This is a genomic window from Arthrobacter sp. sptzw42 (assembly GCF_059089685.1).
Genome location: NZ_JBNHEX010000001.1, coordinates 43,710 through 57,513 on the forward strand (window position 1 = coordinate 43,710; position 13,804 = coordinate 57,513).

General features: G+C 68.8%; 11 protein-coding genes. 6 read left to right on the forward strand and 5 right to left on the reverse strand.

What is annotated here, in order from left to right; all coding sequences use genetic code 11:
• Positions 1-99: 99 nt before the first annotated feature.
• A complete protein-coding gene (locus AC5RT4_RS00215) occupies positions 100-1,338 on the reverse strand; it encodes an MFS transporter (RefSeq protein ID WP_494104488.1) in 1,239 nt (412 codons plus the stop codon).
• Between the two features lie 193 nt (positions 1,339-1,531).
• Here AC5RT4_RS00215 and AC5RT4_RS00220 point away from each other — a divergent pair, with 193 nt between their 5' ends.
• The gene (locus AC5RT4_RS00220; protein ID WP_494041216.1) at positions 1,532-1,798 is read left to right on the forward strand and encodes a hypothetical protein; all 267 of its coding nucleotides are present in this window, start codon (positions 1,532-1,534) and stop codon (positions 1,796-1,798) included.
• Between the two features lie 22 nt (positions 1,799-1,820).
• On the opposite strand, the gene AC5RT4_RS00225 is transcribed toward AC5RT4_RS00220, so the two are convergent.
• Positions 1,821-3,389, reverse strand: coding sequence for a serine hydrolase domain-containing protein (locus tag AC5RT4_RS00225; RefSeq protein ID WP_494104489.1), 1,569 nt, complete (start codon positions 3,387-3,389; stop codon positions 1,821-1,823).
• 124 nt (positions 3,390-3,513) lie between these two features.
• Positions 3,514-4,515 (reverse strand): bile acid:sodium symporter family protein, encoded by a 1,002-nt coding sequence (locus tag AC5RT4_RS00230; protein WP_494041214.1) that lies wholly within the window; start codon positions 4,513-4,515, stop codon positions 3,514-3,516.
• 89 nt (positions 4,516-4,604) lie between these two features.
• Between AC5RT4_RS00230 and AC5RT4_RS00235 the strand changes: the two genes are divergently transcribed.
• On the forward strand, positions 4,605-5,108 hold the full coding sequence (locus AC5RT4_RS00235; protein ID WP_494104490.1) for a mycothiol transferase: 504 nt from the start codon (positions 4,605-4,607) through the stop codon (positions 5,106-5,108).
• A gap of 10 nt (positions 5,109-5,118) precedes the next feature.
• Here AC5RT4_RS00235 and AC5RT4_RS00240 read toward each other — a convergent pair whose 3' ends face one another.
• Both AC5RT4_RS00240 and AC5RT4_RS00245 read right to left on the reverse strand, forming a co-directional pair.
• Entirely contained in the window at positions 5,119-7,770 is a 2,652-nt protein-coding gene (locus tag AC5RT4_RS00240) for a PEP/pyruvate-binding domain-containing protein (protein ID WP_494104491.1), read from the reverse strand.
• A 21-nt stretch (positions 7,771-7,791) separates the two neighbouring features.
• On the reverse strand, positions 7,792-8,094 hold the full coding sequence (locus AC5RT4_RS00245) for a helix-turn-helix domain-containing protein (RefSeq protein WP_494041212.1): 303 nt from the start codon (positions 8,092-8,094) through the stop codon (positions 7,792-7,794).
• A gap of 43 nt (positions 8,095-8,137) precedes the next feature.
• On the opposite strand from AC5RT4_RS00245, the gene map reads away from it, so the two are divergent.
• From map to AC5RT4_RS00265, 4 genes are all read left to right on the forward strand, one after another.
• A complete protein-coding gene (map, locus tag AC5RT4_RS00250; RefSeq protein ID WP_494104492.1) occupies positions 8,138-8,920 on the forward strand; it encodes a type I methionyl aminopeptidase in 783 nt (260 codons plus the stop codon).
• A 188-nt stretch (positions 8,921-9,108) separates the two neighbouring features.
• Complete coding sequence (locus AC5RT4_RS00255) at positions 9,109-10,131, forward strand: 3-oxoacyl-ACP synthase III (protein WP_494104723.1); 1,023 nt, start codon at positions 9,109-9,111, stop codon at positions 10,129-10,131.
• A complete protein-coding gene (locus AC5RT4_RS00260) occupies positions 10,125-12,791 on the forward strand; it encodes an alpha/beta fold hydrolase (RefSeq protein WP_494104493.1) in 2,667 nt (888 codons plus the stop codon). The genes AC5RT4_RS00255 and AC5RT4_RS00260 overlap by 7 nt, the downstream gene beginning before the upstream one ends.
• A complete protein-coding gene (locus tag AC5RT4_RS00265) occupies positions 12,788-13,777 on the forward strand; it encodes an NAD-dependent epimerase/dehydratase family protein (protein ID WP_494104494.1) in 990 nt (329 codons plus the stop codon). Before AC5RT4_RS00260 ends, AC5RT4_RS00265 begins: the two co-directional genes overlap by 4 nt.
• Positions 13,778-13,804: the final 27 nt, after the last annotated feature.

The window sequence follows — 13,804 nt, forward strand, 5'->3', positions numbered from 1 at the left end:
CCGCTGACCCGTCAACGCTAGGGAGGGCAGGTTGCGGTATTGGTGCACACAGTTGGAGTGGAGGTTAACGGGAGAGAGTCTTCCGAAAACGCCGCCTCGCTAGTGCGTGTTTTCAGGTTCCTTGACCGGCCGGGGCCGCTTCCACGTGGACTCGCGCGGGCCCGGCGGATAGGCCGCCGTTTTACCGGCGTACGTGATCACCAGTGCCGCGATGACCGGGAGGGCCGCGGCGGCGGGCACCAGCAAAGGTCCGGCTACCACCAAGGCGGCCGAGCCGTAGAGGGCACCGATGGTGATGCCCAGCTGGATGGTGAGGACCGTGAGCCCGTTCGCGGCGTCCTTGTTCTCACGGCCGGCCCGGAGGATGGCCGACTGGTTGTAGATGCCGATGGCGCCGAGGCCCGCGCCCCACACCGTCATCAACGCCAGGGCGAGGAGCAGGCTGCCACCCACGAAAGGCAGCGCCAGCATTGAGACGGCGATTGCCGCCGTCGTGATCAAAAGCGAACGGCGCGGGTGCGAATCCACGGTGAGCCCGGCGATCCAGATGCCGAGCAGGCCCGAGACGCCCAGGACCGTGAGGGAGAGGCTGATGGCGTAGTCGGGCAGGCCAGCGTCGCGGATATACGGGGCGATGTAGGTGAAAAGCGCGAAGTGGGCCAGGACCAGCAGCGGCCAGGCGATGGCTACGGATTTCACGCCGGGCTGGGCGATGGCCGAACGCATGGAAGGGCGTACCTCGCCGGCGCCGCGGCGCACCGACGGGAGGAACAGGAAGCCCAGGATGGCGAGGAGCACACCGAAACCGGCGAGGGCCAGGAACGCCGACCGCCAGCCGAGGACCGTGCCAAGTGCCGTGCCCACCGGTGCACCGATCGCCAGGCCGAGGCTGTTGCCGCTGAAGACAATGGCCAGGGCCTTGCCCACTTTGTCGGCCGGTACCACGCGCGAGACATACGGTGCCATGGTGGTCCAGAGCAGTCCGTGCGCCAGGCCGCCCACCAGGCGAGCCACCATCGCGAAGGTGAAGTCGGGGGCGATGCCCACCAGGGCGTTGCTGAGCGCGAACGTCAGGACCAGGGCCACCAGCAGGGGCCGCTTCGGTATGTTCGCCAGCAGCCGCGCGGCCGGCACCACCGTGACTACGATGACCGCGGCGTAGGCGGCGGCGAGGTAACCGGCCACTGGCTCGGACACCTTCAGGGCCTCGCTGATCTGGGGGAGCAGTCCGGACGGGAGCAGTTCGGTAGTGATGGCGGTAAAGGCGATGGTGGCCAGGACCATCATGGCGGCCAGCGGAAAACGCTGGGGCGCCGGCGCGGAAATCGCGGAAGACATTAAGGAGGATTCCATTCAAGGGGGAGGGGAGCGGAACCCGGCGCTGCTGGCCTGAACAATTCCTCCAACAAGTTTACACTCTGAACTAACCACCCCGGTGCCATAAGATCCGGTCTGGGGGGCCCTGTTGGTACCTGCCAGAGCCGATCTGCGCCAGACTGGAGTCCGGCCCAACCAACGAAAGCAGATTTCCTTGATTACTCTCCAGCAGGACGCAGAAGGCTTCATCCGGATGAACCGGCACTACCCCGCCAGCGTCCGGATCAGGATCGCCTTCAATGACGGCAGCACCGGCGAGTTTTCCGGCCGGGCCCTCAACAGCGCCTACGACGCCGCGCTCGCCGAATTCCGCGCGAAGAACGGCCTCGACGCGCGGGGCTTCTCCAGGACGCCTGCCGGCCGGACGAACTCCGGCAACAAGGTCGACTTTGTTCCCGTGCACCCCGGCATGGAGGAGTAGCCGGGGCCCTTGCTCCAAGTGCTTAAGGTGCTGGCCGCATCCTCAGGAGCAGCCACATGGTCCGCGGGATGGGCCAAATAATCGCGAGCCCGAGCACCATCACCAGCGGAACTCCGACGTCCGGGAACTGGCGGATGATGACCGGCAGGTCGGTATCGAACCGGGCGGGTGCGTAGAACAGGCACAGCCATAGGGCGAACACGTCCAGCGCGAGGGTGGCTGCGGCCCAGGCCAAACGAGCCCACCGTCCACTGCCTGCGAAGCGCTTATGGAGCAGGACCGACAGCGCCAGCCACAGGCTCAGCAGCTCCATCAGCAGCAACGCCAGGGACACCGCCCAGCTGTAGCGCTGCAGCCAGTCCTCGAAGACCACCGCCGGTATCGGGGACTGTCCGTGGAGGATCCGCAGGATGTCGGTATCGATGGCCTTGAGCCGCGACGGGGCGGCAGTATCGTTGCCGTTGATCACCAGGGCAACGCCGAGGCCGGAGTTGGGGACCATGGCCAGGTACGTGTGGCTGTTGCCCCATTCCCCCTGGTGTTCCAGCAGCAGCGGCAACTCCCCAGGCGGCACCGGCATCCAGGGGTCAACGGATTCAACCAGCGGCCGGGTGTACCAGCCCATGCCGTAACCCTTGGCCTGGTCCACAGAGCTGCCCGGCTCGAACATCGCTGCCACGCTCTGGGGCTGGAGGATCCGCGCGTCGCCGTGCCGGCCGCCGTCGAGAAGCGCCGTCAGCACGTGGCCCAGGTCCTCGGCCGAGGAGTAAAGGGTGCTGGACGGCATCCCGGCGGCGGGCGCGGGGACGTCCGTCTGGAGCCAGAAGGAGCTGAACCACCGGGAATGGCCGGCGGCGAGGTTGTCCTGTCGGGCAGCTGCCCGGGTGGGATGGCTGTGCACCATGTCCAACGGCCCGAACACGTGTTGCTCCAAGTAGTCCGCGAAGGGCTGGCCGGAGACCGCCTGCACCAGGACGCCCAGTACGTTGTAGTTGGCGCTGGCGTAGTGGAAGTTCCGGCCCGGTTCCCCCGCAAGGGGAGAGTTCGCCAGGTCGCGGACGGCTGCTTCCAGGGCGTCCGGGTGCTGGTCGCGGGAGGCTTCGAAGGCGGTGTCCCTGGCGCTCATGCCGCTGGTCTGGTGAAGCAGGTGGCGCACCGTGATGGCGGGCGACCGGTGATCGTCAAGGGTGAACCAGGGCAGGTACGTTTGCACCGGCTCGTCCAGCCGCAGCCGCCCGGCCTCCACCTGCTGCATCACCGCGATGGCAGTTAGCGACTTGCTGGTGGAGGCGAGCAGCACCGGCGTTTGCGCCGTCATCGGCCGTCCCGAGGCGTCTGCCTTGCCAAGAGTTGCGGAGTGCACCTGGACGCCGTTACGGACGACGGCGACTGCGGCACCGGGAATGCCGAGGCTTTCGAGCTGCCCGCGCAGGTAGGAGTCCACGGCCGCGTAGGTCTGCCCAGAATCGGCGGATTCCCTGGCCGTCATTTCGGTAAGGGCTGCCGTTGGCGGGGGCGCGGCAGCAACGAGGAACCCGGCCACCAGGAAGCACAGCAGCAGGCAACGCGCTGACCACCGCATTGTCCGCATGGCTGCACCTGCTTCGGCTGTCCGTCACTTCACGGTAGGGCCTGGCCAAGCGGAAGGCAACGCATGGGCAAGCCGGCGGTGGTACCGAATTGAGGGGCCTGCAGGGCCAACAGCTGAAGGAGGTTTACTCCGTAACAGCTGCCGGAACCCGCTCAGCGTTCTGTGAAGCAGCTGAGCTGCGGCGCCAGTAGGCCGCCAGGACGGCGCCGGAAACGTTGTGCCAGACGGAGAAGATTGCTCCGGGCAGTGCCGCTTCAGGTGTCAGGTACTGCCGCGCGAGCCCTGCTGCGAGGCCTGAATTCTGCATGCCGACTTCAATTGCAGTGGTGCGGCGGGAGGGGATGGGCAGCCTGAAAAGACGGGCAGCAGCGTAACCAAGGGCATAACCGAGGCCGTTGTGCAGGATGACTGCCGCAAGAACCAGCAGCCCGGCGGCGAAGATGGCCTTTGCGCTTCCGGAGACCACCGCAACCACCACAACGGTAATGGCGAGCACCGAAATCCAGGGCAGGGCCGGCAGCGCCTTGTTGACCAGGCGCGGCAGGAAGACCCGGATGATGAGTCCCAGCAGAACAGGGAACAGCACAACCTGGACAATGGACCACGCCATGGAACCGGCGTCCACCGGCATGTACTGGCCGGCCAGCCACAATGCCAGCGCCGGGGTCATCAGCGGAGCGATCAGCGTGGAAACGGTGGTCATGGCAACGGACAGTGCCACATCACCCTTGGCGAGGTAGGACACCACGTTCGATGCGGTGCCGCCGGGGCAGCAACCCACCAGGATGACGCCGGCAGCAAGTGCAGGCGGAAGGCCCAGGGCAGCCGCAACCAGCCATCCCAGGAACGGCATGATCGCGTACTGCGCCACCACTCCGATCACCACGGGGACGGGCCGCTTGGCAATGACGGCAAAGTCCGGGGGAGTGAGGGTCAGCCCCATCCCGAACATGATGACCCCCAGCAGGGGGTTGATCCACGGGGCCAGTCCGGTGAAAGCTGAGGGAGCGGCGAGCGCCACGGCTCCGCCCGCCAGGATAAGCAGGGGAAACAGGGTGACGGCGACGCGGGCGCTGCGTTCTTCGGCGGCTGACGCCGTGGTGGAGGATTCGGGTAAAAGAGACATACCTACCGGATTATCACAGCGCGGGTCGGGTCCCGGAATTGGTGCCGGTTGATGACGCAGCCGTGCCTGCAGGGAAGGAAGGGAACAAAGTGAAGACGGATGAGCTGCTGCGGGACGCGTTCGGGCGGATCCGGGAGACGGTGGAGGACACGCTGGAAGGGCTCGACGGCGGCGCCCTCACCCGCCGCCCGGGCGGCACCGGGAACTCGATCGCCTGGCTGATCTGGCACCTAGGCCGGGTGGAGGATGCGCAGGTGGCCGCCGCGGCCGGGCTGGAGCAGGTGTGGACGTCGCAGGGTTTCGCGGGCCGTTTCGGCCTGCCGCTGCCGGAGCGGGACACCGGCTACGGGCATTCGACGGACCAGGTTGACGCGGTCCAGGCCGCACCGGAGTTGCTGCTTGAGTACTACGACGCCGTGCACCGGCAGACCGTAGGTGTCCTGGCAGGACTGCGGGACAAGGATTTGGACCGGATCGTAGACCGGCGCTGGGATCCGCCCGTCACGCTCGGCGTCCGGCTGGTCAGCACCCTTGCCGACTGCCTCCAGCATGTGGGGCAGGCCGCCTATGCGAAGGGCCTGGGAGACACGTAGCAGGCCGCTCCTAACCGGCCGGACGCTCCAACGTGACCGTCCCGGCGTCGCCGTCCACGCTGATCTGCTGGCCGGTGGCAATCCGCTGCGTGGCCACCCCCGTGCCCAGGACGGCCGGGATTCCGTACTCGCGCGCCACGATGGAGCTGTGGCTCAGCGGGCCGCCGATGTCCGTCACCACCGCGGAGGCCATCCCGAACAGCGACGTCCAGGCTGGGGTGGTGGTGCGGGCCACCAGGACGTCCCCGGGCTCCATTTGGCCGAAGTCCTGCGGCCCGGCCAGCACGCGGGCCGGTGCGGTGACCCGGCCGGCGCTGGCACCGGCGCCTTTGATGACGTCGTCGCGCTGGCGCTGCGAACCGGCGGGCATCATCGATCCGAACGCCTTTTCCATCCACCGGTTCTCGGGCAGCATCTGCGGGGCAGCGGCCTTCACCTGCCCCCGCCACAGCATCCTGCGGTCCTCGACGGCGGCGGCGCGGGCGGGTCGGTCCGCCCCGGTGATGGTGACGGCGCGTGCCCCTTGCGAGGCCAGGCCGAACTCGACGGCGCTCTGCAGTTCCTGGTGCCGCAGCCAGAACACATCGTCCGGGGAGGCGATGACGCCCGAGGCGACCAGCCGGTGCCCGAGTTCGAGCAGCATCTGCCGCAGCAGCGGCCAGGCGAGTCCGACGTCGGCCAGCGCGTCCTCGCGGAGCGGCGCTGTCTCCTGCGCCCACCGCAGCAGCCGCAGGAACACGGCGCGGCGGCGCGGGCCCAGCCGGGCTACTGTCTGTTCAGTGAGCGACTCCCGCCGCTCGGTCAGCTGCCGCTGCCGCTCATGCGGGTCGGTGCCCTGCCCCCGGAGATAGAACTTGACCGTCTCCAGCAGGGCGGACGGATCGTCGGCTGCCACCGGGCTGGCAAAGTCCAGGTTGTAGACCGCATGGCCGTACAGGCCCAGATGCTCCCGGAAGGCGAAACGCCATTCCTGCCACAGGACGTCGTCCACCCCTTCCGGCGGCACACCGGTGCGCAGGCATTCGGCGAGCACCGCCGTCGGACGCTCCACCAAGGAACCCGTCAGCGCCGGATCGCTCCGGGCCCAGCCGGCCAAATCGTACAGTGACTTCTCGGCCCGGATGGGTTCGCTGTCAAAGCCCAGGAGGAATGTTTGGGCGGGCGGGTCGCCGTCGCGCCGGACCAGCTTGTCGTAGTACGCCCGGAAGGAAAGTTCGCTGGTGGCGGCCAGCGGAATGATCGACTGCACGGCCGTGTAGTACACAGTGCCAGCGTCCAGGAGTGCCTGCGCTCCCGCGAGCAGTTCCTCGCCGGGAAGCTCCGCCGGGGGCTTTGCTGACCACTCCTTGATTACCTGTTGGTAGCGGGGGTGCGAGAACTCCCGCCAGCCGGCCACGCCCATGTGGGCCTTGCCGCGGGCCAGCGCGCGCACCGCCGGAAGCGTCTTGCCCATCATCCGCCACATGCCCGCGCGGCGGTAATAGTAGTAGGCGTAGCCGTTGATGGTGGGCATCCGCACGTCGCCGTCGCGGATGACGTTCTTGCCCAGGGCTTCGGCCAGCAGGGCTGTCAGCGACCGTGCCACCGAGCCGTCGATGAGGTCGGCAAACAGCGGTGTGAGCGGGTCGGGGAGCTGTTCCACGATGCTCGCCCGGAAGTAGAGCCCCTTCGGATACGGCAGGGGCCAGGTGTCAGGGGTGTCGGCCGCCGGCTCGGGCAGTGCCGTGATGGGCCGGGACTGCAGAATGAAGAACCGGCCGCCGGCCCGCGCCCACTCGATGTCCTGCGGCGCGCCGAAATGGCTCTCGATCCGCTGCCCGTACCCGGCCAGCTCAGCAGCTGCACGGTCATCAAGAACAGGCGCACGACGGCGGGCTGCCGCTACCGGCTGCTCCCGGGTGCCGTGCTCCGCGTAGACAGTCATGACTTCCTTGTCGGCTGTCTGCCGGGACGCCACCGCGCCTGTCCCGGCGTCGACTGTCAGGTCATCGGTGGTGACCGTCCCGCTGACCACCGACTCGCCCAGTCCCCACGCGGCACTGATCACGGTCTGGCCGCGCCGCCCGTTGGACGGGTTGGCGGTGAACATCACCCCGGCCGCATCGGCCTCCACCATCTGCTGGACGACGACGGCGAGGCGCACCTCGTCCGGCGCCACGCCTTCCCGGGCACGGTAGGCCATGGCGCGCGCGGTCCACAGGGAAGCCCAGCAGTCAATCACCGCGGCGGACAATGCCTCTGGGCCGCGGATGTTCAGGGAGGTTTCCTGCTGTCCGGCGAAACTGGCCGAGGCAAGGTCCTCGGCCGTAGCGGAGGACCGGACCGCCACTGAGGTGTCACCGCCGCCGAGCTGTCCGTAGGCCTCGCTGAGTTCGGCTGCGATGTCGGCGGGCATGGTGCCGCTGCCGAACAGGGCCCGGATCCGTTCCGCGGCATGCTCGTAGTCCTGCGGCGGCGCTTCCGGTGGGAGCACGGCCAGTTCCCGGATCTCCGCCGCGAAGTGGTTGTCGAGGGTGAATCGTGAGTAGGCGGCGGTGGTCAGGACGAACCCCGGCGGCACCGGCAGTCCGGCCTGGATGACGCCGCCCAGCCCCACCGCCTTGCCGCCGGCCACGGCGAGGTCGCCGCGCCCCACATCGCTTAAGTTCTCGACAAAGGTCATCACGGCGCGTCCTTTGGTGATTTACGAGGCCAGACGCTCGCTGGCCTTGGAACCTGACGTGTTGGGGGCAGCGCCGCTGGCGGGCGTGCTGATCTCTGTCCACACCACATCGAGGGAGAGCCCGAGGACGTCCGCGATGGCGGCGATGGTGGGGAAGGCAGGGGTGGCCACGCGGCCCGTCTCGATTTTGCGGAGGGTCTCCGGTGACACCTGCGCATCGAGTGCGACCTCAAGCATGGAGCGCCCGCCCCTGGCGGTGCGCAGCAGGGCGCCGAGGCGCTGTCCGCGCTCCACCTCTTCGAATGTGAGCGGCAATCTAACCATGGGTACAACTATACCGGGATAATTTGGCCGGTATAGTTATTGGATGATTGAGATCCTGAACTCCACTGAACTGGCACGGGCAAAAGAGGCGGGCGCCCTGGTCGCGAACATTCTGCAGACACTGAGAAGCCGGAGCACGGTGGGTACCAATCTCCTGGACATTGACCGGTGGGCCAAAGCGATGATCCTCGAGGCTGGAGCAGAATCCTGCTACGTGGACTACGCGCCGTCCTTTGGGCGCGGCCCGTTCGGCCATTACATCTGCACCGGCGTCAACGATGCGGTGCTGCATGGATTGCCGCACGATTACCAGCTTGCCGACGGCGACCTGCTGACCCTCGACCTCGCCGTCCTCAAGGGCGGTGTGGCCGCAGACTCTGCCATCAGTTTTGTGGTGGGGGAGTCGAAACCGCCCGAGAGCATCAGCCTGATCGACGCCACGGAGCGGGCACTGTCTGCAGGGATAGCCGCGGCAGGTCCGGGTGCCCGCATCGGTGATATTTCCCATGCCATCGGCTCCGTCCTCGGCGAGGCAGGCTACCCGGTCAACACACAGTTCGGCGGCCACGGCATCGGCTCGACCATGCACCAGGACCCGCACGTTCCCAATACGGGGCGTCCCGGCCGGGGCTACACGTTGCGCCCCGGGCTGCTGCTGGCGCTGGAGCCCTGGGTAATGGCAGATACCGCGGAACTGATCACCGATCCTGACGGCTGGACGCTGCGAAGCGCGACAGGCTGCCTGACTGCACACAGCGAACACACCATTGCCATCACCGAAGATGGAGCGGAAATCCTCACCCTGCCCGCCCAAGTTCTCCCGTGATGTTGCGGCCATAACGTATGCTAAGCCTGCTTACGATTCCGGTTTCGGACGGGTGCGCTGACCTCATGCGGGCCGGGCTTCGGGGGCGAAATTGAGCGGGGCGGGCAACATCCCGGTTAAGCTTTGAACTTGCGCAGATGGGTACAGCCACCGTGTGCAGGCAGGACGGAAACGAACAGGGGCTTGATTTGGCAGGGAATGCAACCTTCAGGCACAGCAACACCGCGCTTCTTTCGGTGAGCAGTGTCGAGGCTCCGAGGATCGTGAGTTCCACCGATTTCGACCACCGGTTGGCGTCCACACTGCAGCGGCTGAAGTTCCCGCCCCGGCTGCTGGAGCGCGTTGCCGGCGTGACGCACCGCCGCTGGTGGGCAGCAGGGACGTCCTTTGATGACGCTGCCGCCGAAGCAGGCGCGAAGGCCCTGGCCGAGGCAGGCGTGGAAGCGTCCGACGTCGGCCTGCTGATTAACACCTCGGTGACGCGGCGCAACCTGGAACCATCCGTCGCGGTGAAGATCCACCACGGACTGGGCCTGCCGTCGTCGGCCATGAACTTCGACCTCGCCAACGCCTGCCTGGGGTTCGTCAACGGCCTGACCCTGGCGGCCAGCATGATCGACTCCGGCCAGATCAAGTACGCGGTGATCGTCAACGGCGAGGACGCGGAGTCCACGCAGGAGGCCACGCTGGCCCGGCTGGAGCGGCCCGAAACCACGCGCGAGGACTTCAACCGGGAGTTCGCCACCCTCACCCTGGGCTCCGGAGCTGCTGCCGCCGTCCTCGGCCCCGCGGACCAGCACCCCGGCTCGCACCGGATCGTCGGCGGAGTCATGCGCGCCGGCACCGAACACCACGAGTTGTGCGTGGGCGGCATTGACGGCATGGCCACCGACACAAAAGGACTGCTCGACGGCGGCCTGCAGCTCGTCGTCGAGGCCTGGCACGAAGCCCAGCCTGAGTGGGACTGGGCCGCCATGGACCGGTACGTCACGCACCAGGTGAGCAACGCCTACACGAAGGCCATCATCGACGCGATCGACCTGGATCCGGACAAGGTGCCTATCACATTCCCGCACTGGGGCAACGTGGGCCCGGCCTCCCTCCCCATGACCCTCGCCGCCGAAGCGCAGTCCCTTGAAGCGGGGGACCGGGTCCTGTGCATGGGCGTGGGCTCCGGGCTGAACACCGCAATGCTGGAAATCGTTTGGTAGCCGCCGGCTGGCCCGGCGTCCGTCCAGAGTGGTCGCGCGAAATTGACGTGCCGTCCACCTCTGCCGCCGACGCGCCAGGAACTGTACGCCGCTGGCACCTGCTGGACAACGGCGCAGAGCTCGCCCGCCTCGGCCTGACCCCGGCCGGAACCCTGCTGTGCGTCCACGGCAACCCCACCTGGTCCTACCTGTGGCGGATGCTGCTGGCAGCCGGATCCGACCCGGACCACCCGTGGCGCGTTATTGCGGTGGACCAGCTGGACATGGGCTTCTCGGAGCGCACCGGCACCTTCCGCCGCCTGGCGGACCGGATCAACGACCTCGGCGACCTCACGGACGCACTGGGCCTGGACGGTCCGGTGGTGACGGTGGGCCACGACTGGGGCGGCGTGATCAGCCTGGGCTGGGCCCTGGCGCACCCGCAGCAGCTCGCTGGGGTGGTCCTCACCAACACCGCCGTCCACCAGCCGTCCGGGTCGGACATCCCGCCGGCTCTGCGGCTTGCCCTGCACCCTGCCGTGCACCAGTGGGGGACCACAACGTCGGACGCCTTTCTCCGGGTGACGCACTCGCTGGCGCACCCGCCGCTGCCTGCCGATGTCCGCAAGGCGTTCATGGCCCCCTATCGGAGCGCCGGCCGCCGGGCCGGGGTGGGGAACTTTGTGGCGGACATTCCCGTGAATGCGTCCCACCCGAGCTTCCCCGCACTCACCGGCGTGGCCGAAGGGCTGCGCAAATTGAAGGTCCCGGCGCTGATGCTCTGGGGCCCCCGGGATCCCATCTTTTCGGACCGGTACCTCAAGGACCTTCTCACCCGGCTTCCGCACGCCGACGTGCACCGGTTTGAAGGCGCCGGCCACCTCGTGGCAGAGGACCGGAACATTGCCGCGCCCGTCTTCCAGTGGCTCGCGGGAAACATCGGTGCCGGCGGAAGCAAAGCCCCGAGGGCTGAGGGTGCAACGGCCGGGCCGGAGCCCGCGCCCTTCGCCCCGCTGTGGGACCTGCTCAATGAACAGGCCTCAGGGCCGGCGGGAGGGGACACCGCCGTCGCGGAAATGGCGCCGGACGGCACCACGGCCCGTTCGCTCAGCTGGCAGCAGCTGGACCGGGACATCCTGGACCTCGCGGCCGGGCTGCGGGACGCCGGTGTGGCAAGCGGCAGCCGGGTGAGCTTGATGGTTCCGCCCGGGGTGAACCTGACGGTGGCCCTCTACGCCTGCCTGCGGCTGGGCGCCGTGGTGGTGGTGGCCGACGCCGGGCTGGGAACCAAGGGCCTGAGCCGCGCGGTGAAGGGCGCCACCCCCGATTTCCTCATCGGCATCGACAAGGCGCTCGCCGCCGCAACGGTGCTCGGCTGGCCCGGACGGCGGATCAGCGTCCAGGACCTCCCGGCCGCCCGCCGTCGGCTCCTGGGAGTCGAGACCTCCCTCGCGGCCCTGGCCCGGGCCGGCGCCGGCCGCGGTTCACAGCTGACGGACAGCGTGGATCCGGATGCCCCGGCCGCCGTCCTCTTCACCTCCGGTTCCACCGGGCCCGCCAAAGGCGTTCTGTATACGCACCGGCAGCTGGCCGCGATGCGGGACACGCTGGCCGCAACCTTCGGGATCCGTTCCGGTGCCCGGCTGGTGGCAGGCTTTGCCCCGTTCGCCCTGCTGGGGCCGGCGCTCGGAGCGGTGTCGGTAACGCCGGCCATGGACGTCACCGCGCCCCGCACCCTCACGGCAACAGCGCTCGCCGACGCGGCCGCGGCCATCGACGCCACGGTGGTCTTCGCCTCCCCGGCCGCGCTGCGGAACGTCCTCGCCACCCAGGAAGGCCTGAGCGGCGCCGGGCACCAAGCGCTGGGAAGCGTCGAGTTGCTCCTGTCTGCCGGCGCGCCCGTCCCCGAGCCGCTGCTGGCCGAGGCGCAGCGGCTGCTGCCCCGGGCTACCCTGCATACCCCGTACGGAATGACGGAGGCACTGCCGGTCACCGACATCAGCCTCGAGCAGATCCAGGCGGCCGACTCCGATGCTGCCGCCGGCGCCGTGCCGGGAGCAGGCAACGGCGTGTGCGTGGGAAAGCCGGTGCCCGGCGCCCGCGTGGCGGTCATCCCGCTGGCGGCTGACGGCACCGCCCCCGATTCCCAGCCGGTGACGGAGGCCGGCGTGACTGGTGAGATCCTGGTCAGCGCCCCGCACGTCAAGGAAGCGTACGACAGGCTTTGGCTGACCCAGGGGGAGAGCGCCAGCATTCCCGGGTGGCACCGCACCGGCGATGTGGGGCACTTCGACGCCGCCGGCCGGCTGTGGGTGGAAGGACGGCTCGCGCATGTGGTGACGGCCCCCGGCGCCGTGGTGACTCCGATAGGCGCGGAACAGGCCATCGAACGCCTGGACTCCGTCCGGCTCGCGGCCCTCGCGGGGGTGGGACCGGCCGGCACCCAGGCCGTGGTCGCCGTCGTCGAGACCGTCCCTCCTGCCCGCAAGGCCGGCCTCGCTGAGCCGCAGCTCGCCGGACTCGTCCGCGGAGCGGCCCGCAATGCCGGCGTGCAGGTCTCCGCTGTGCTCGCCGTCCCCGCACAGCCCACCGACATCCGGCACAACGCCAAGATCGACAGGACCCGGCTTTCCCGCTGGGCTGCACGGGTGCTGGCGGGCGGCCGTCCGGGAAAGCCGTGAGAGTCCTGGTCACCGGCGCCAGCGGACTGCTCGGGGGAGAAGTGGCCCGGCTCCTGGTGCGGCAGGGCCATGATGTAGCGACGTTCCAGCGCCGTCCGTCAGGGGTCGACGGCGCTGCTGATTTCCGCGGCTCACTGGCCGACGAGGGGGTGCTTCGGGAAGCAGTCGAGGGCGCGGATGGAGTCATCCACCTGGCCGCCAAGGTCTCTTTCACGGGCCGGGCGGAGGAGTTTGATGAGGTGAACGTCGAAGGGACCCGACGCCTGCTGCAGTGCGCCCGCGAGGCGGGGGTACGGGACGTGGTGTTTGTGTCCTCCCCGTCCGTGGCCAACTCCGGCGCCGCCATTGCCGGGCTGGGCGCGGATCCGGCGGACCCGGAGCATGCGCACGGCGACTACTCCCGCACCAAGGCCGAGGCGGAGCTGCTGGCGCTGGCGGCGGACGCTCCGGATTTCCGGGTCGCGGCAGTGCGGCCCCATATTGTCTGGGGCCCGGGGGACACCCAGCTCGTGGAACGGGTCCTGGCACGCGCGCGCCAGGGCAGGCTGCCGTTGCTCGACGCCGGCGCAGCCCTGATCGACACCACGTACGTCGACAACGCCGCTGCGGCCATCGTCGCCGCGCTGCACCGCATGGACCATGTGCATGGCAGGGCGCTGGTGGTGAGCAACGGCGAGCCGCGTCCGGTGGGCGAGCTGCTGGCGGGTATCTGTGCTGCGGGAGGTGTCCCCGCGCCGTCGTGGTCCGTGCCTGGCCGGGTGGCGCGTGCGGCGGGAGCGGTGGTGGAAAAGCTGTGGACCTGGGCCGGGCGGCAAGAGGAGCCGCCAATGACGAGGTTCCTCGCCGAGCAACTCTCCACCGCCCACTGGTTCGACCAGCGCCAGACCCAGGAACTCCTCAACTGGAAACCCGCCGTCTCGCTCGATGAGGGACTGGCGAGGCTGGCCCAGCACTATGGTTCCCGGCGGCTAACTACCACCAGCTAGCACGGGGAGGGCCGGGACGGTGCTGCG